The organism is Bacillus sp. HU-1818, assembly GCF_022695965.1.
GTDB classification, from domain to species: domain Bacteria; phylum Bacillota; class Bacilli; order Bacillales; family Bacillaceae; genus Bacillus; species Bacillus atrophaeus.
The window spans coordinates 1-16,828 of record NZ_JAAPBE010000006.1 but is presented as its reverse complement, the minus strand read 5'-3'; the positions used below and the strand labels follow the sequence as shown (position 1 = coordinate 16,828).

The 16,828-nt window shown below is 35.1% G+C and carries 31 protein-coding genes and 2 pseudogenes; 3 read left to right on the top strand and 30 right to left on the bottom strand.

Translation table 11 applies throughout. The annotated features are described in order from the left end of the window. Positions 1–11: 11 nt before the first annotated feature. From GXP75_RS19065 to GXP75_RS18995, 14 genes and pseudogenes are all read right to left on the bottom strand, one after another. On the bottom strand, positions 12–482 hold the full coding sequence (locus GXP75_RS19065; protein WP_242557610.1) for a hypothetical protein: 471 nt from the start codon (positions 480–482) through the stop codon (positions 12–14). A gap of 44 nt (positions 483–526) precedes the next feature. Further along, positions 527–1,498, bottom strand: coding sequence for an ATP-binding protein (locus GXP75_RS19060; RefSeq protein ID WP_242557609.1), 972 nt, complete (start codon positions 1,496–1,498; stop codon positions 527–529). An 81-nt stretch (positions 1,499–1,579) separates the two neighbouring features. Continuing rightward, positions 1,580–2,500, bottom strand: coding sequence for a hypothetical protein (locus GXP75_RS19055; RefSeq protein WP_242557608.1), 921 nt, complete (start codon positions 2,498–2,500; stop codon positions 1,580–1,582). Positions 2,501–2,521: 21 nt separating this feature from the next. Continuing rightward, positions 2,522–2,890, bottom strand: a complete 369-nt coding sequence (locus tag GXP75_RS19050; RefSeq protein ID WP_242557607.1) for a hypothetical protein — start codon at positions 2,888–2,890, stop codon at positions 2,522–2,524. Between the two features lie 163 nt (positions 2,891–3,053). After that, on the bottom strand, positions 3,054–3,368 hold the full coding sequence (locus GXP75_RS19045; RefSeq protein WP_242557606.1) for an XkdW family protein: 315 nt from the start codon (positions 3,366–3,368) through the stop codon (positions 3,054–3,056). Between the two features lie 70 nt (positions 3,369–3,438). Next, on the bottom strand, positions 3,439–3,822 hold the full coding sequence (locus GXP75_RS19040) for a hypothetical protein (protein ID WP_242557605.1): 384 nt from the start codon (positions 3,820–3,822) through the stop codon (positions 3,439–3,441). 65 nt (positions 3,823–3,887) lie between these two features. Continuing rightward, positions 3,888–4,175 (bottom strand): hypothetical protein, encoded by a 288-nt coding sequence (locus GXP75_RS19035; RefSeq protein WP_242557604.1) that lies wholly within the window; start codon positions 4,173–4,175, stop codon positions 3,888–3,890. 100 nt (positions 4,176–4,275) lie between these two features. Then, positions 4,276–6,021 (bottom strand): right-handed parallel beta-helix repeat-containing protein, encoded by a 1,746-nt coding sequence (locus GXP75_RS19030; protein WP_242557603.1) that lies wholly within the window; start codon positions 6,019–6,021, stop codon positions 4,276–4,278. Next, positions 6,018–6,839, bottom strand: a complete 822-nt coding sequence (locus tag GXP75_RS19025; protein WP_242557602.1) for a poly-gamma-glutamate hydrolase family protein — start codon at positions 6,837–6,839, stop codon at positions 6,018–6,020. The genes GXP75_RS19030 and GXP75_RS19025 overlap by 4 nt, the downstream gene beginning before the upstream one ends. Positions 6,840–6,860: 21 nt before the next feature. After that, positions 6,861–7,220 (bottom strand): type II toxin-antitoxin system RnlB family antitoxin, encoded by a 360-nt coding sequence (locus GXP75_RS19020; protein ID WP_242557601.1) that lies wholly within the window; start codon positions 7,218–7,220, stop codon positions 6,861–6,863. 112 nt (positions 7,221–7,332) lie between these two features. After that, the gene (locus GXP75_RS19015; protein WP_216394158.1) at positions 7,333–7,476 is read right to left on the bottom strand and encodes a hypothetical protein; all 144 of its coding nucleotides are present in this window, start codon (positions 7,474–7,476) and stop codon (positions 7,333–7,335) included. Between the two features lie 33 nt (positions 7,477–7,509). Next, positions 7,510–7,782 carry a hypothetical protein gene (locus GXP75_RS19010; protein ID WP_069322676.1) on the bottom strand — a complete coding sequence of 91 codons (273 nt, stop codon included), beginning with the start codon at positions 7,780–7,782 and terminating at the stop codon, positions 7,510–7,512. Further along, positions 7,772–8,621: pseudogene (locus tag GXP75_RS21695) on the bottom strand (hypothetical protein). The gene GXP75_RS19010 and the pseudogene GXP75_RS21695 overlap by 11 nt, the downstream one beginning before the upstream one ends. A 103-nt stretch (positions 8,622–8,724) precedes the next feature. Further along, positions 8,725–8,946, bottom strand: a complete 222-nt coding sequence (locus GXP75_RS18995; RefSeq protein ID WP_242557707.1) for a hypothetical protein — start codon at positions 8,944–8,946, stop codon at positions 8,725–8,727. A 67-nt stretch (positions 8,947–9,013) separates the two neighbouring features. Here GXP75_RS18995 and GXP75_RS18990 point away from each other — a divergent pair, with 67 nt between their 5' ends. Both GXP75_RS18990 and GXP75_RS18985 read left to right on the top strand, forming a co-directional pair. After that, the gene (locus GXP75_RS18990; protein WP_242557598.1) at positions 9,014–9,688 is read left to right on the top strand and encodes an SOS response-associated peptidase; all 675 of its coding nucleotides are present in this window, start codon (positions 9,014–9,016) and stop codon (positions 9,686–9,688) included. Between the two features lie 69 nt (positions 9,689–9,757). Next, entirely contained in the window at positions 9,758–10,570 is an 813-nt protein-coding gene (locus GXP75_RS18985) for an ATP-dependent DNA ligase (RefSeq protein ID WP_242557597.1), read from the top strand. Between the two features lie 79 nt (positions 10,571–10,649). Here GXP75_RS18985 and GXP75_RS18980 read toward each other — a convergent pair whose 3' ends face one another. Continuing rightward, entirely contained in the window at positions 10,650–11,081 is a 432-nt protein-coding gene (locus tag GXP75_RS18980) for a hypothetical protein (RefSeq protein ID WP_242557596.1), read from the bottom strand. 138 nt (positions 11,082–11,219) lie between these two features. On the opposite strand from GXP75_RS18980, the gene GXP75_RS18975 reads away from it, so the two are divergent. Next, the gene (locus tag GXP75_RS18975; RefSeq protein WP_242557595.1) at positions 11,220–11,540 is read left to right on the top strand and encodes a DUF2513 domain-containing protein; all 321 of its coding nucleotides are present in this window, start codon (positions 11,220–11,222) and stop codon (positions 11,538–11,540) included. Positions 11,541–11,684: 144 nt separating this feature from the next. Here GXP75_RS18975 and GXP75_RS18970 read toward each other — a convergent pair whose 3' ends face one another. The 15 genes and pseudogenes from GXP75_RS18970 to GXP75_RS18900 all read right to left on the bottom strand — a co-directional run bounded on the left by GXP75_RS18970 (position 11,685) and on the right by GXP75_RS18900 (position 16,749). Beyond that, positions 11,685–12,140 (bottom strand): hypothetical protein, encoded by a 456-nt coding sequence (locus GXP75_RS18970; protein WP_242557594.1) that lies wholly within the window; start codon positions 12,138–12,140, stop codon positions 11,685–11,687. Between the two features lie 36 nt (positions 12,141–12,176). Further along, a complete protein-coding gene (locus GXP75_RS18965; RefSeq protein WP_242557593.1) occupies positions 12,177–12,332 on the bottom strand; it encodes a hypothetical protein in 156 nt (51 codons plus the stop codon). 14 nt (positions 12,333–12,346) lie between these two features. Further along, positions 12,347–12,562 carry a hypothetical protein gene (locus GXP75_RS18960; protein WP_242557592.1) on the bottom strand — a complete coding sequence of 72 codons (216 nt, stop codon included), beginning with the start codon at positions 12,560–12,562 and terminating at the stop codon, positions 12,347–12,349. Between the two features lie 189 nt (positions 12,563–12,751). Then, positions 12,752–12,913, bottom strand: a complete 162-nt coding sequence (locus tag GXP75_RS18955; RefSeq protein ID WP_242557591.1) for a hypothetical protein — start codon at positions 12,911–12,913, stop codon at positions 12,752–12,754. Between the two features lie 66 nt (positions 12,914–12,979). Then, positions 12,980–13,174: a hypothetical protein gene (locus GXP75_RS18950; protein ID WP_242557590.1), complete on the bottom strand. Its 195-nt coding sequence runs from the start codon at positions 13,172–13,174 to the stop codon at positions 12,980–12,982. A gap of 53 nt (positions 13,175–13,227) precedes the next feature. Next, positions 13,228–13,680, bottom strand: a complete 453-nt coding sequence (locus GXP75_RS18945) for a YoqH family protein (RefSeq protein ID WP_242557589.1) — start codon at positions 13,678–13,680, stop codon at positions 13,228–13,230. A gap of 81 nt (positions 13,681–13,761) precedes the next feature. Continuing rightward, complete coding sequence (locus GXP75_RS18940) at positions 13,762–14,019, bottom strand: hypothetical protein (RefSeq protein ID WP_242557588.1); 258 nt, start codon at positions 14,017–14,019, stop codon at positions 13,762–13,764. Position 14,020: 1 nt separating this feature from the next. Then, positions 14,021–14,182: pseudogene (locus GXP75_RS18935) on the bottom strand (hypothetical protein); the annotation flags it as partial. 34 nt (positions 14,183–14,216) lie between these two features. Then, on the bottom strand, positions 14,217–14,549 hold the full coding sequence (locus GXP75_RS18930; protein WP_242557587.1) for a hypothetical protein: 333 nt from the start codon (positions 14,547–14,549) through the stop codon (positions 14,217–14,219). A gap of 160 nt (positions 14,550–14,709) precedes the next feature. After that, on the bottom strand, positions 14,710–15,162 hold the full coding sequence (locus GXP75_RS18925; RefSeq protein ID WP_242557586.1) for a hypothetical protein: 453 nt from the start codon (positions 15,160–15,162) through the stop codon (positions 14,710–14,712). Continuing rightward, a complete protein-coding gene (locus GXP75_RS18920) occupies positions 15,162–15,791 on the bottom strand; it encodes a helix-turn-helix transcriptional regulator (protein WP_242557585.1) in 630 nt (209 codons plus the stop codon). Before GXP75_RS18920 ends, GXP75_RS18925 begins: the two co-directional genes overlap by 1 nt. Before the next feature lie 67 nt (positions 15,792–15,858). Beyond that, entirely contained in the window at positions 15,859–16,038 is a 180-nt protein-coding gene (locus tag GXP75_RS18915; RefSeq protein WP_242557584.1) for a hypothetical protein, read from the bottom strand. After that, positions 16,038–16,220: a hypothetical protein gene (locus GXP75_RS18910; protein WP_242557583.1), complete on the bottom strand. Its 183-nt coding sequence runs from the start codon at positions 16,218–16,220 to the stop codon at positions 16,038–16,040. Before GXP75_RS18910 ends, GXP75_RS18915 begins: the two co-directional genes overlap by 1 nt. Continuing rightward, positions 16,217–16,441, bottom strand: coding sequence for a hypothetical protein (locus GXP75_RS18905; RefSeq protein WP_242557582.1), 225 nt, complete (start codon positions 16,439–16,441; stop codon positions 16,217–16,219). The genes GXP75_RS18910 and GXP75_RS18905 overlap by 4 nt, the downstream gene beginning before the upstream one ends. Next, entirely contained in the window at positions 16,438–16,749 is a 312-nt protein-coding gene (locus tag GXP75_RS18900; RefSeq protein ID WP_242557581.1) for a hypothetical protein, read from the bottom strand. Before GXP75_RS18900 ends, GXP75_RS18905 begins: the two co-directional genes overlap by 4 nt. Positions 16,750–16,828: the final 79 nt, after the last annotated feature.

Here is a 16,828-nt window from a genome sequence, read left to right as displayed (position 1 = left end):
GACTCTCCTTCCTACAGCGTTGAAATATCAACTAGTCCTCTTTTCTTTCTCATTCCTTTTTTTATGGTTAGTGTAATTTCTTCTCTTTTGTGATTCTTTGGATCTTCCACTGACTTTTGAATGGCCTTTTGTCTTATATAATGCCGCTTTGCTTCCTCATAAACAAAAGGAACGATCCCAATGCCATCTCCTTCTCTTGGTTGATTCTCTAATATTTCGTAAAAGTATTTAAGCGCTAGCTCAATCCCTTTAAGCTTATAGCTATATTCCTCTTGAAACTCTTTAATTTGTTTCAACATCATACCGGTAGGAGATGTAAGACCGTATAAATTGCATATGTATTGAATTAACTCTTTTCTGTGATTTGCTTCTTGCTTCCAAGTGTTAAAACACTGCCCATGATAATATCTCTTCTTATAAGTGATCGCTAAGTCTTTATCTAATTTTGTCTCACAATATGGACATTTAACTTGTCTTCCCAAGTAAATCACTCCCAATGAGAAGGAGAGAATAATCTCTCCCCCTGTTAATCAGTTAAAAGGTCTTTCAAATCATCAAGAATCACCGACATCACATCTATTTGCTTACGACTACACTCAGTTACTTTTACACCCTTACCTAAATGTTTTTCTGTAATTTCATTTACTTCTTCCAATCGGCCTTCTCCATTAAGCTTAATTCCAATTTCTTTGATTTGCTCCATCATTGAATCGTAATCAAGTTCTTCTGAAGCGTTATTTTGTTTTTGCTCTTCGTATGTAACAGCAACAATACCTTCTGCTTTCTCCTGTCTTTCAACTGCCTCGATGATGGCTTTTTCCAGATTCTCCGCAGTAAATTCAGGAAGGTATGTGTCAATGTAATCAAATCGGCTACGCGCAAAATGATCATCAGTCTCAGCCAACCAAGCACTTGATTTAATAACCTTTCTATCTTCATCAACACCATTAGAACTTAGATAAAGTACAATATCACTGTTATCAATTACTGGAGCTAACACTCGTTTATCGCCCTTCGGGTATACTTTTCCTTTTTTGTCTTCTGCGGCATGAGCAATAAAGATCACTGTAAACCCAACACCAATTAATTTATTAATTTCTTCCCAGACCTCAGTCTCATACTCTTTCCAAAGACCAAAGCCATCATTTCCATCTTTAATCCGATCTACATCATATTGCTCACAGACATATCTAGTTGCATATTTAGCAAAAGCATCTACTTCGTCAACAATGATTGTCTGATACATTTCTTTAGCCTTTTCAGCATTTTTAGTTAACTGCTTGTTTACCTTTTTAAAATCAGCCCAACTATTGATAGCCATGAATTGGACACCGGCTATAGCATTCAATCCTTTTTCAAATGGAAGATATAACGGTTTTTTCATCCGTGTACTTTGCTTTGTTTTACCCAAGTTATTAGAACCATAGATTGTGATAACTTTTCCTTCTAATCCTTTTGCTACTACTGAAATTTGTGGGTTGAAAATATCGATTGCCATTTAAGCTCTCCTTTAATTTTGAATTTGTTGGGTGAGTCGAAGCTCACCCCAATTATGTATTAGATTATTGTAATTTTATTTTTAAAAAGGAAGATCATCATCTGAGATTTCAACTGGCTTAGAAGGTTTGTTATTAGGAGCACTTCCACCAAATCCGGATTTCTTATTGTTTTCTTTACCGCTTTCGCTTTTCTTCTTCATCTCTTCTAAATAAACTTCTCTTTCAGTCAGTGCTTTTTTAATTGTGCCTGAATTAAAAGCATTATTACTATCCTCATCATAAGGATCATCACCACCTGTAACTAGATACTCCCTTTTTGTAATGGAAGTGATTTCTTTCTTGTCTTCTCCAAATGCCGCTGCTTTAGTTGTTACTTTCTGTTCTTTGTAGTTAATGATTTTACCAAAGACGTTAACAGTAGCGCCTTTTTCGTAATTATCTTCAACATATTGAGAACCTTCTTTTGATACTACAAATGTAAAAGGAATTACTTTCCCGTTATACACAGGGATATAGCCATTTAAATTAACTCTACCTGTTTCTTCTCCTTTTACTTTTTCTTCGGTTACATTTTTTACAAACAGCTCAACATCAAATTCTGCTTTAGGATTGAATTCTTCATTAGCATCTAGTCTGTTCACAAAGTTAGTCGTTAATTGTGGGTATGACTTTAAATTTCCTTGTGTGTAATACTCATTTAAACCGATTTTCCCTTGAGTAATTCTCACTTTGTCAGCTTCATCTCTGCCGTGCTCTGCAATTGACTTATACTCGCTAACAATGGTCTGATATCCTTTTGCAATTGCGTTATCAGTACCATCATCTTTCTTATACTTTGAAAAGCCTTTTACTGTATGTACTTCGTTGGGTGCAACCTCAATATCTAATTCAATGTTTAGTCCATTTCCGTTTTTCCATTCAGTGTGTCGTATTTCAGCTAATGTTCCTTCAATTGTTACAACGTTATCTGCTTCACGTAATACCGTTTTGTTTTCACTCATTTATAAATAACTCCTCTAATTTTATTTTTGTTTATTTTGCTTTCTTGAATATGTAGTCTTAGTAAACTTACAGTCTTTGATTCCAAGTTCTTTATTAAGTTCTATGTATCTCCTCTTAGGGAATTTCCAATCAGGATCATAACTTTCATCGCCCGACTTATTGATAATCTCAAACACTTGCTTTTTTCTGTTTACTTTAATCAACATATTTCCATAGGCATATTGAGTATGTAACAAACGTTTTTTAACTCTTTTAGGATGAGTTTCTTTGACAAGCCTTACATTCCTAATCATCTTTAGAAAAGCTTGATCAGGGTTAATTGATTTATTGCCTTTTACATTGTCCTTATAATACTCCAGCGCCTTTTCCGTAATCCCTAATACCTCCATTATGTCGCCTCCTTCCCTTTAACTTGATTTTAATTATATGCTTATTTTTTGTATTTGTCTACTGTTTTTGAAAATAAATCTCCTTATTTTTTATTGTTAAGAAATTTTACTATAAAATGATAATTTTATTTAAAAAGAAAAGCCCCTTATAAGGGACTCTTTGTTAGTTTGTTCCTTCAACCTTACTTGTTAAGTAAGCTACTTGTTTTTCTAAATCAGCAACTCTTTCTTCGAGAGTTTTTGGCTTAGGTGCATTTTTCTTCTCTTCAAGCTCAATTGCTGCTTTTTCAATTTCCTCTACTGTAGGAATAGGTTCACTTTTTCTCCATTCAGTAAAAATATGTCTCCCATTATCATAAACGAATACCCAATGATAAGATTCGTCTGAATGAGGGAACATATATTTTAAAACTTCCGGCAGAATCGATCCATGAATATTCCAAATTTCTGTTACGTCTTGTCCAACTTTAAGCTCCACAAAAACATCTCCTCAATTATCAAATTCTTCTATATAATATCATATTTTCTTAATATAGGTAAACAGTTTGCTATTTTACAATTTCACTCCATAGCCACATATCCATTGTCTGCAAAGCAAACCCTTCCGGTAGCTGCTTCATCTTCACATTAACATTGAATCTCTTGTCGGTTGTTTTATGTACAATAGCTAATTCTTCGCCCTTAAAGAAGCGTACGATAGCCTCATTAAACTCAATAGGCTGATTAACCACATAGCCTTCTTTTAAAGCTCTGATAAACAAGTATGGATCTTTTTTATATAGCTCATAAAGAATGTTCGCATATTTTTCGTGCTTGTCTCGAAGGAGGTCAAAATTGATCAACGGTATGTATAAGTCTTTATCAGATAAGTTTAATTTGTTTCTAAAAAATTTGATTGCTTCATCTTGTTCTTTAGAAATAATATTTGGCATACAAGCTCTCCTTTAAATTCTGTATTGCTGGGTCAATCATTGACTAACCCAGCATTTTTCTTAATTTAGCTTTCAAGTCCATAGTCTTTAGCACCTTCGGCAATTAACATATATGCAGCTAAAAGATGCTCTTTAATTTTCTCTTCTGTGTCTTTTCCAAATACCCCGTACCCTAGTTTTACTTCATTTGCAAAATCAATTTGTCTAGATCCTACTTGTGCTACATTTTTCTTTGAAACAAACATATCAAACGAACCATTGACCACTTTTCCTAAATGTTCTTCTGTAAATGGATCATAATCATCGAAGACTTCATAGGATATCCTTCTAATATCAAGTTTTTGTTCATTCATTGTCTCATCCCCTGTTTTGTAATTTTTGGTACTCTTGAATTATATAACAAAACAGATAACAAGAACAAGTGTTCTTATATATTTTTTAATTACTGCACATTTAGATTACAATATCATCTACTGCCAATCTAAGTGTGCCGCTGTTATAAGTATTATGTATTAAAGTCGTATTTGAAGATTTAAATGTGGCATATGGATGTGAAAGCACTTTGTCACCAATTCCCTGAACATCATTCCTGATTAAACGTACTTTTTTTGTGCTATCCAAATATATGCCGTATCCTTGATCCACTTCCCTGTTGAACATGATTTCATTCCCTCTGAGCATATGCTCAGATCCACCAAGTAAATGAATTGCAACTAACGCTTTGCAATTATAAATTTGGTTTTCACTAATCCTTATATTGTATAAATCAGCAGCACCAGTAATTGCAATGTTTCTTGGTTCATAAATCTCATTCCTTATTAAGAAAACCTCTGAGCTCTTATCCCAATAAATCCCGTACCCTGTTCCACTCATTAGGAAATCATTTGACTTTACTCTGACTGCTTGGGATCGTTCACAGTAAAGTCCTCCGTAAATATTTGAAAATTCATTTCCAGTAAAAGTCACATCTTTAGAATCAATTACTTTAAGAGCATATGATGAAGTTGTTCCCTTTCCTGTATTGCCGTTAACTTTAACATCTGAAGAATCTCTCACTTGAATCTGTATACAATCGCTGTTTTCTATTTTGTTTTTTGCAATAAAAACGTCTTCTGCTGTATGGGTGGCTATTGCACAATTAGATGAGTTCCCAATAGTATTATTTTTCGCTGTAGCGCCTCTGCCTCTAACCATTATTCCTATTTTAAATCCACGAACAGTGTTCCCAGTTATTTTGGCTCTATTTCCTGTTTCAGTGCTTGATACACCAATAGAGTCTATCCCGTATTCTTTTGGTTCTCCTTCATTGATTATCTTGTTTCCTTTAATGCTCACATCTGTACTAAAGCCATATGAAATAACATTGTCACAGAAATTATCTTTAATAATCACTTTTCCACTTGTGTGAGCTGTAATCGAACCACGCCCATTTTTTTTAAACCTGCAATCTGCAATAGTTAATTCATAAGGATGATCATATTTTATGCCTTTTTCAGCGAACCCTTCTAAATCAATTCCCAATTGTGGGCCAATAGTGTCACCTCCAGCTTCTTCAATATCACAGTCCTCTACAAGTAGTCCTTCACAACCGTTTGTTGCCAGGTTATTTCTTCTTCCACGTTTTAATCTGCACTTCCTTACAGTTACACTTCGTGAAGGTGTGTAAGTCCCGGCAGTGCTCATCATTCCGTCAGCAGCTATCCAAATATTATCACCAATGCAGTCTGATACACTTACATTCTCAATCAATATATTTCTGCTACCGTGTACGTGTATACCATATCCCCATTCATGTGTTTTCTTTATTGCGTTAATTTTGGAGTAATCGTGCTCATAGCGATCCCCAATAATGCGCCCGCCACGTATAGTCACATTTTCTGCTTGTCCAATGTAGAAGCAAGAATATCCTTGGTATCCATTAGGATTAACTCTAAATACTGCTTCTGGGTGAAGAATCAACTCTATATTAGAAGGAATCTTTATACCACCGCCAAACTCAGGTAACCGTTTAGATGTATTCACTGCATCAATCAAATAATTACCCTTTGGCACTTCAACTACAGAATATAAGTTAGACGCAGCAGACTGAAGAGCATCATTGAATCCCTTAGTGGTTTCAATTGGGTTTAAACCTTCTGGATTGATACCCCACTGATCAAAATCAACATGAAATCGAAGAGATTTGTCTATTATGATCATGCTGCCTCACCTGCCAAACCACCTACATTTTCATCTATGAACTGTGAGACAGCGTTTGCAAAATCGTAAAACATTTCATTCTTAGTCCCGTCACGTCCTTTTAATGAAAAAGTGTTAAACATTGATCTACGCTGCTCTGTGCTTATCTCAAGCTGAATACTCATTCCAGTCTTATTCTTATTAGCAATGTTATTTGGATTTGTTCCAGCTAAATGAGCTCCAACCGGTAGCAGTTCAGCAGAGAAACCGGCATCATTTAGTACGGCTGTCATCTGCTCAGCTTTTTCTCTGTCGGTACCCCCAACTAATGTGTGTTTCTCACTAGACGCATAACCATGAAGTGAAATGGTCAAATCGTGATTGTTCAGTATTTCTAAAGCTTGTGGCTCGTCAAAATTTGCACTGCTGATATGTAGGTCAGATGATCCTGAAGTTTTCAATGCTTCAAACAGATAGGTAGAGTGGGATTTACTCAATTCCATGGCTAATTCACTTGTACCTCCCTCTATTCCACCACCATGAGGAGCAAGAATTAACACTGGTGTACCTAGGTTATTTGTGAAAATGTTATAGCTAAGTGGTGATTCATTTGCTTTTAACTCCTTGAAGTTCTTGTACTTATCTGCTGCTAATACACTGCATGGATTCAGAAATGAAGACAACGCTGCCAACAATGGAAAAGTCTTCTTAACTGTGATATACTTATGTAGCTTCGTAACCTTGCGAAGTACCAGGTGAAGAAGGGATTGCCGTCCAAAGCTGCCCTTCTTTGCCCCAAATATCTTGTTTGGACTTTCCTCTATTCTGTTTTTATTCATCAATAATAAAACACTCCTTTTTTATATTCCTATTCCTGCGCTCAGCAACCGTTTTTGGATATTAGTCAAAGTAGATGATTCGACTAACTGAGGATTATTCATAAGAAATCTCCCAACTTTTTTTCTAATTTCACTTTGCTTTTCAACAGATACAACCTTCAACATCGACCAATTAACTTTTTCATGTTTAATTTCTATCTCGTAAAAACGATCATATGTATTTCCTGCATGAAACAAAGTATCAAGCAGTACTCTCCCCTCTATATTTTCTCTTGCAATAAACCTTTCCAAATCAACCTTCATACTGTGAAGGGACTCTTGTGATTGAATTAGTACACAGTGAGAGTAATTTTCCCTCTTTAACTTCATTACCTTAAACATAAAACGCCCACTTTCTTATATACTTTCTTATATTCCACTTTTAAGCAACGATATGAATTACATTAAGAACACCCCCTTTGAATAAAAAATTACTTTTATTTAGACATACAAGTTAAATCCACGACACAATACTACCGCATTCTAAATGCACGTGTTCCCAATCTCCTTCCCAAGGCCCTTCTACCAAGTCAACCTCATAATCAACTTCATCTTTTTCGATTACTTTTTCACATTCGTTGCAGAAGCAGGTAAACATTTTCACTCCTCCTCTTTCTGTAAAATATCGTTTTTATTGAGATTCTTTTCTTATCCATTTTCTAACCTTCACTTCTTTTAACTCCACTTCATAACAATCCACTTGATCTTCAAATTCCCAAGGGCTTTCATACTGGTTTTCAGTTGCGCCTTTGCTATAGAAAGTTTCAAAAAAACGACCTTGATATGAGAACACAATTCTATAGTGAATGCTCCACCTAGACGTGTCAGTGATTTCTTCTAAAATTGAGGATTCCGGCAGTCCCAATTCATTTACCATGTAATCTTTGTCTAATTTAATTTTCATTTAAAATTACCCCTCTTCCTTTGCAGCATTTACATTCGACTAAAGGCTCGTTAATTTTAGCCATCAGATCATCTAAAAACTTCTTAATATTACACTTCAAATCCTCAACGTCCTTACCACTAAAAGGCTCTACAATTGGGTAGCTCTGATAGGCTTTAGGTGCAACATTGTAAATTTCAACTTCCCGCTTTGTTTGAAATCTTTTCTCAAGTTTAGGCTTTCTCCGTTTGTACATTGCATTAAGATCAACTACTATATACTCGTGTGGTTTGTAAAGCTCCAAAACTTTGACCACAGTTAAACAGAAATCATAATCACTCGTGATTCTTGAATTTAGGGTTTATATTGGCTTTAATATGGTTTCTGATAATCTTATAGCTTTCTTCTCGGGACAAATAACACGGCTTTGTTTCAAGAAGCATTGGATGAGTTTGAATTCTATCCAGTAAGTTATAATTCAAGTTAAAATTATGACTTTGCAACTTAAGTTCTCCATCAATTTCTTCAATTACGTTCATTTCAAACTCAATTTTTTCATTTTGTTGTGGGACTTCTTCAAATTTCAAATCATATAGACCTTTTACTTCGTAGTATTCACTTTCTTCATCTATGTAAGAAACATTAATTACTTGTGGTGTCAGATCAGTTTCCTGGAATCCCTCTTTTAATTCATACCTATGATTGATTTTTTTAGCTGGCATTTGCTTTTCGATAACACTTGGCTCCTTATCTAGCTTAAACCAGTCTGACTTATACGTTTCAGTTGCTCGTTTCCCATCGAAAAGCAATTCATCTAATTGACTATGAAAATATCTCTTACCCTCAATATTGTCAGACATCAAAAAACAGTTATTTGTTTTAATACCAATTAGCTTCATGGAAATTCCCCTTTTTAATTTTATTTTTATCTTTATAAAATCTCTGTTTTAATCAGATTTCTGTTCACTTACTTCTTCTAATTTTATTTTTATCCAAAAAATCAATTATGTAAGTCTCATACATGTCATCCCAATAAGGATCTGTTCTTGCTATGTACTTCTTTATTCTCCCGTTCTCCTCAATCATAAAGGTTTGCCCCTTTTGAATATCAGTGAACTTTTTCTTCCTCCAAATTCCCATGATCAACACTTCAACTTCTTTAACCTCTACTGATTGCTGCATCACATTCCTCCTTTTTGATTTTCGTGTATCAAGCCTGTACAATATTCAAAAACCCTAAAGGATGATGAACATGTGTGGCAGGTTCACTTTATTCTCTGAGTTTGACGAAATTATTGAGCAATTCAACATAGATCAATTCTTACCCGAAGATGAATATCACCCAAGCTATAATGTCGCTCCATCGCAAAACATCCTGACAATAATCAACGATGGGTTAAACAACCGTCTGGGCAAACTTAGATGGGGTCTTATCCCTCCTTGGGCTAAAGACGAGAAGATAGGCTATAAAATGATCAATGCTCGTGCTGAAACATTGGCCGAAAAACCAAGCTTTCGTAAACCCCTTGTCAATAAACGCTGCATCATTCCAGCCGACAGTTTTTATGAATGGAAACGCCTTGATCCAAAGACTAAGATTCCTATGCGGATTAAACTTAGATCATCCAATCTCTTTGCTTTTGCAGGCTTATACGAAAAGTGGGACACTCCTGAAGGCAATTCTCTATACACTTGCACAATCATTACGACAAAGCCCAATGCCCTTATGGAAGATATACATGACCGAATGCCTGTTATCCTGACTCCTGATAATGAACAGGAATGGCTCAACCCTAAAAATACCGATCCTGATTATCTACAAAGCTTACTGCAGCCTTATGATGCTGATGAAATGGAAACATACCAGGTATCATCTTTAGTTAATTCACCTAAAAACAATTCACCAGAGCTCATTGAATCCCATTAAGTACCACTGCCATATCGCTTTATATATCACCTTCGCTTAGCTATTATGTTCTAAGTAGGAGGTGATATTTTGTTTGTATCCCCAATGTTACTGCATTCGATAAAGGAACCTTTCGATGACGAGAACTATATCACTGAGCTCAAATTTGATGGAATCAGACTCATTCTTTCTAAGTTTGATAATCAGATAAAGCTTTACACTCGTCACAACAATGAAGTGACAAGCAAGTTTCCTGAACTCTTGAATTTAAATATCCCAAACGGTACTGTACTCGATGGTGAAATCATTGTAGCTGCCTCAGGCGGTGCTCCTGACTTTGAGGCTGTAATGGAACGTTTCATGTCCAAAAAATCAGCTCATAAGATTGTTTACTGTGTCTTTGATGTTATCTTCAAAGACGGTCAGTCAATTGCAACTAAGCCGCTCACTGAGCGTAAGACCGTTCTGAACTCACTTGAACTGAATCATCCTAATGTCTTTGTAATCGAAGGAATTCAAGGGAACGGACACGCTTTCTTCAATCTTGCCAAAGAAAAGAACTTAGAAGGAATCGTTCTTAAGAAAGCTGACTCCCCTTATGAAATCAATAAACGGTCACATAATTGGCTCAAAGTGATCAATTATGATTACACTGAAGTTCTCATAACCGGCTACACCAAGAAGGATATAAAATTCCTTCTGTCTTATCCTGATGGAACTGCAGCTGGATTTATGGAATTTATGCCTCATGCAGAACGTGGCAAGTTTCATTCTATGAAACAAGTAAAGTCTGAAACTGATGAATATGTATTTATTGAACCTATTTTATGTAAGGTTAAGCACAGATTTAAGACTAAGCACGGTAAACTCCGCATACCTTCCTTCGAATCTTGGAGAGTTTAATCTCTCCGTTACATAGCTCCTTAATGCCCAGCCGTTAAAAGTTTAATGAAAATTTAGTACATGGATCAATTAGTTTAAATTAGTTCAATTTAGTTTTCATCCATTCATCGAAGCTATAGGGATAATCGGCAGTCTCTATAAATCCGATCTCCTTCGCCTTCTGACGGATTTTCATACATCCCTCATAGCTGTAAGCCCAGATTTCCTTATAATCTCTTAATTCACCGTATTTCCCTGTGATTATGAAACGTCTAAAGCTATTGATTAGCTGCCACACGTTGCCTCCGTGTGAGAAACCGTTTGGATCGTGACCTAATTCATATGGGTAAACGTCTTCACCTGTGCAATCATCAACAAAGAACAGCTTTGTCCTGAATTTGAAATAAGCTATTTGATTGAGCTCCCCTGAAATGTTTTCTGATCTGTAGAAAATACGTCTATCAATGCTTGCGATAAGCTTTATCAGGTCATTGATATCATTCATGCGTTTTATTTGCTCTTGATTTGGCATTTTCATTGCCTCCTTTCAATAAAGTAAATATTTTATTTTGATTGTTATTACCCTATCTTCATGGGAACGAGAGTTCTCTACTCTTTTCTAATAAAAACTGAGATAATCCACTTACTAACCAATGAAAGGATGAGTTTTTTGGAACTCAAACCTGAAATAGTAAGAGATCTATTGTTAACTATTGAAGCAACAAAACCACGAAATAAAATTTTAAAACTTAGGGACTTACATAGTTTAGCTGTTTCAAAAAAGTACATCCTTGATGATGTTATTTACACGGTTGAAAAATTAGTTGAAGCTGAATTTATAAAAGCCGATCTAAATAAAATAGAGGTTGGTCAAATGTCATATCAAGGTCATATGTTCCTAGCAACAATAAAGGATCGAAACATCTGGGAAAAGACAAAAGCTGCTGTATCAAAGGTTGAAGGAGTCTCCCTATCTATTCTACAAACGTAGCATCGAGCATTTTGACATCTCATTTAAAAGTTGATTAATTACTCAGATATTTTGTTCAACTTTCACGATCGCTTACTATACATTAAATATAGGCGAAGTTTAGTCATAGCGATCGTGTCACTTTAACAACTATCTAAATAAAAACTATCTTTTATTTAGACTTAATGGCATGAAGTCTTCTTTATAAAACTCTTCCCATTCAGCAATTAAGTTTCTATAATAGTTTTGGTTATCATCGTTTGGCATGGATTTAATATTGTCAAAACCATTAATATCAACATCTAGCTCTGCTGTCACTAATCCCTGGTAAAACTGCTTGTAATTATTTCTAACTGTTTTGAAAAATTCAATATCAAAGAAGTCCTCATATTCAGTTGCTCCACTCCAGGAATCATAGGATGACTCAACACGATAATTAAAAGCAACCAAGACCAGCTCATCTTTTACTTCTTTTGATATTTGCTCCATTAATTGATTTAGTCCTTTACTGGCATTAAAATCTACAGTGTCTAATCGGAAGTCAATCCAGTTGACAGCTTCATCTTTTAACCTTCCTTCTCCGTCTGAATTTACTTCAATTAATACATATCCGTCAGCCATAATTTCCTCCTAATTTGTTTAAAATCACGATTTCATTTAGACTAATGCTTTTTCTTGCTGTCTTTCGACCAACTTTCGTGAAATTTTTTGAATTCTTATTCTACGTTTTTCCTCAAGTATCTCTCTTTCGTTGGCTTCTAACATCTTCTTAAGGCTCAGGTTTTTCCTAATAAGCTCTTTCATTCTGTCCAATTTCTCATCCCCTTTTAAGCAAGATATTTCTTTCTATGCGGTCTCTTATGTATGAAATCAAATGCAATATCAACTTTCTCAGTTTTCTTGTCCTCTATTACTCGCTGCTTAACAACAATTAGTTGGCCATTTTCCTTGTGATCAATGCTCTGGACTAAATAACCTTTAGCAGCGTAATATTCTCCAATAATCTCATCAACGTGGTTGCTATGCAGATTCCTCTTTATCACTCTTATAACCTCCGCTTATTTTATTTTCACCCTTTAAACATTTATATGTATTCCACCCGCAGCCATCGAATACACTTATGTCAGCTCCAAGGTGCCATTTAAACCAAACTAAGTTAAACCATGCTGTTTTAATTATGTATTTGAAGTAACCTATCCTTTTACCCTCCCTTTCTGAATAAAGTAATCCTTTTATTTTAATTTATATTCCAATGCTTTTAACTCCTCTTCGTATAGAGGAAGAATAGCCTTTTCAGCTTCAGCCTCTGACACACCATGTTGTTCCATATACGTTACAATATCCATACCAATGTTATTCTCTAGTTCAGTTTCCCAAACAATGTGATCTGCCATAGCAAAATATCCGTCCATTAAGTTCACCCTTTCTTTAAAACAGTCCTTTTGTACAGATCCATAAGTTTATTCGTATACAACAACGACCTCATCATTGTCTACAAACAGATCGTCCCCATTTGATAAGTGCACCCAAAAAGCTTCCTCTGGTTCTTCTCTATAGTCATAAATTGCAATTACCTTTTTATTTGATTCTTCGCTTATTGGTTTTCCGACAGTTATTTTTGTATTCTCTTCAGGAAAAATAATTGATTTAATCATTCACTTCAATCCAATCCAAGTTTATTTTACACTGTTGTGCCCTCAAATAACTTCTAATCACAAGATTGAATATTATTCGTTAATACACTTGGTCCCAACTGTTGAGTTCTAGAATTAGAAAGACGTACTTGAACTTTAACATTCTTCATTTCAGCTGTAATTAAGTCAAATCTTCCCGCCCAACTAGGGCTCTCTTCCTCAGGAGTAGGATAAAGTTTAAAACGCCAACTAATCTCATCTGGTTTAGTAGCAAATCCTTCGTAACTGTCGTAATTTCCAAAAGAAGAAGGTGCAGGAAGATGGACAGAAAAAATGCTTATACTGGTTCTGGCAGCACTCGGTGGGTTCAATTGCACCTTATAGATTAATGCTACACCTTTAGCATTTTTAAGATTTTTATCTACCGGTTCCAGTATTACACTGCAAGGCATTGGACTGGCGTTTGTTTTAATGGGATAGGCAACAATAATACTCATTAAGGATAAAACTAAAATAAATCGTTTCATTGAATGTTCCTCACAATTTTTTAGTTAATTTTCCTTATTTTTGGATTGATTATTCATATGTATTTGATTAAAACTTCAATTTTATTTTGATTTAATTTCAACAGTTAAACTGTCTGGATAGCTTTTCAAATCCAGTGCATTTACATGACAATGACCTACATATCCTTCTTTATCAACGTAATTATAAAAGAACTTTTCCCCATTATTGATGATAACTTCGCCATGATGTGTGTACTCCATCTCTGATCCCTTGTACCAAGTTACTTTAACTTTTGTACCAGGTTTGATTTTATTTAGATCAAATACTGTTATTTCTTTTAGCAAGTTCATTTCCTCCATTTTTATTTTTGATCTTTCTAATTTCAAAACGCCATTTGTACGCATCTGTACCAATTCGATCAAATAACTTTTTTCTTGCTTTTGTTTTTGAAGGTTCTGTAATTCCAAAGCAAAACTTTCGTGACCTAGTACTGTAAACTCCGTATAAAACATCATTCTCCATCTTCCATCCTCCGATTCTCTTTAAAATTTTACTTTTAATCTAATTCCCTCATGTCGTCCCGTTGCTCAATATATTTTTTAAAGTCCTCCCAATCCATATCAATCTCTTTAACGCTTTTATCAATAAAGGTTTCTGCAATAGTTGGATCAATCAGCTTTTGAAGAGAAAGATGGTACATAAATTCAATTTTTGATATCTTATCTAAAAATGACTGAGCGTAACTTTTCGCACAATTTAAACGATATTGATTCATTCCATGTTTTGATTTCATACTCTTTACCTCCATTTTAAAAAATCTTGCTAAACTCAAAACGTTCATCCTTAAATCCATAACTGTCACTGAAAAGCATATTGCCGTACCTGTCATCATTGTCTGACCAGTGTTTAATTCTATCGGAAACTTCCACGAAGCGGTTCAACCCTGCAGCATCAATCACTGTGTAAACAAACCAATAATCAGATTTCCTTGTTGCACTACCCGAAAGCATAAAAAACTCACTTGCTTTTTCTGGATTAAAATCCTTTCTCTATCCATTGATAACTTTCCATTCACGCTCAAAGGCCGTTATAGGTTGATTCTTTTTAAAAGGCTGCTTTTTGAAACCGGTTGACTCTTTAGTAAATCCCTTTGCATCGATTTTATCTCTTTCATACCTTTGTTTCTTAGCATGTTTTAATGGGATATCTCTTAACTGATCACTGCCTGTTCTTTGAAGCTCTTCTTTGCTAATAAATGCAATAACCTTTCTGTTTTTTAAGACCACATTTGGCATAAATTCTGATTTGCAGTTTGAACATGTCTCATTAAACCAATCATCTTCGACATATAAACCTTCTTGCGCTCCTGGAACAACATCCCCCAACTCGTAGTCCAATAGTAAGCATTCACTCCATTTAAACTGAACTTCTGTGTTTTGTATTGCAGCGCAATTAGGACATTTCATTTGACCATTAAAGGTATCAAACATTCCCATATCCATCACCCCATACCCTGTTCTGACATAGATTTTATTAACGTATTAATTTGTCCACCAACAACTGTGGATGCTGCTCCCTTTATTACATCTTTTAAAATATTTAGAAACATAATAAGCTTGCTCCTATCCGGCGACTCATTACCTATCTCTCTTTCAATCCCCTTTATGGTATTTGAGGATAAAGCAGCTTGATCAAATTTCAAGTTTAAAGTTTCATACTCCTTTTTAAATAACTCTATAAGGTTAGCTATCGATTCTTTAAAATCATTAACATTATAATTACTGCCTTGATGCAATTGAGAATTATGCATGTACTGTATGTTTGTTGTGTAATTATTTTGCACAATGTATTGCTTGTCTCCCTCCGTCTTCATATATGATGAAAGTTCTCCCTTCATAAGTTCCCGGCGATAAATTATTTCTTCGTAAAAAATTTCTTCTACTGAAAGACCTAGCCCTCTACTAATTTGTAATGCAGTATTAATGCTCATAGGACATCTAACACCTGAAGCATAATCACCTAATTGTTGTACATTGATACCGGTTAAAGACGACAGATCATGTAGAGTTAATCCCTTTTCAATTAATATCTCTCTAATTCGATTTCTTATAGTAGTCTCAACTAACTTCAATTATTAAGCCACCTCATTTTCTAATTAAAATGCATCTTTTATTAAGATTGACTTTTTCAGTTAGCACCTAAAAAGCATCATAATAATATGTTTGATCAAACACGAATTCTTTCACTTCTTGATATCTATCCATATGCTCCGAGATGAATTCACTCGCTTCTTTAATTGTATGTCCGGTGAATTTTACGTTTATAAGTTCTTCCATTCGTTTGATTAGACTTAATTGTTTTTCCGTTGCCTGTCTCACTACACGCCCTCCTCATCTTCTACATATTTGAAACAAGTACAATCTTCTATTTTCAATCTTAATTTTCGATTCTCTTCCTTCAGCCGCCGAATTTCTTCCTCATCAACCCTAGATTTCCTTTTCAGCCGCTGGACTTCGTTGAATAAATCTGCGTTTATTTGCTCTTGCGACAAATTACTCACTCCGCGCCCTCCCTGCTTTCATCACAGAAAAAGATTTCATATTCCTCCCAATCGTCACAGCAACAACAATCAAGTTCATTTGATTCGGGTGATAGTGGACAATCACACTGTGTAAGATTGGAGACTAGATCGTCTTCGTATGTCTCTAACAATTCCCTTCCGGTGTAAACCTCCGTTTTGACTTCTCCTGTTTTTTTGCTTTTTACTGTTACTGCAATCACTCCGCGCCCTCCCACTTAAATAATTCTTTCCACTCGTCCACTGACGACTCACCTTCGAACCAATCGCCATCTTTCAAAGTTAGCCGCACCAACCCAGATGGCTGTTCCTCGACAGATTCTATGTCGGCTTTATCAAAAGCAAATACGACGCTATCACGTAACCAGATTTTAAATTCTTTATCTGTGCCGTTTAGGTGATCTAGAAGTATCTTCTCGGCTTCTTCTTTCATTTCATCAAAGTTGTACAAAGATTCTTCCGGTAAAGGTTTGAACATCAAGGAATTGCCTTTGTGCTCTATTTTCATCACTCCACGCCCTCCCTTAATACTTTAGAAATCTTATCCCATACCGAATGATAAGCTTTATGCGATTCATAATTTTTTTCGC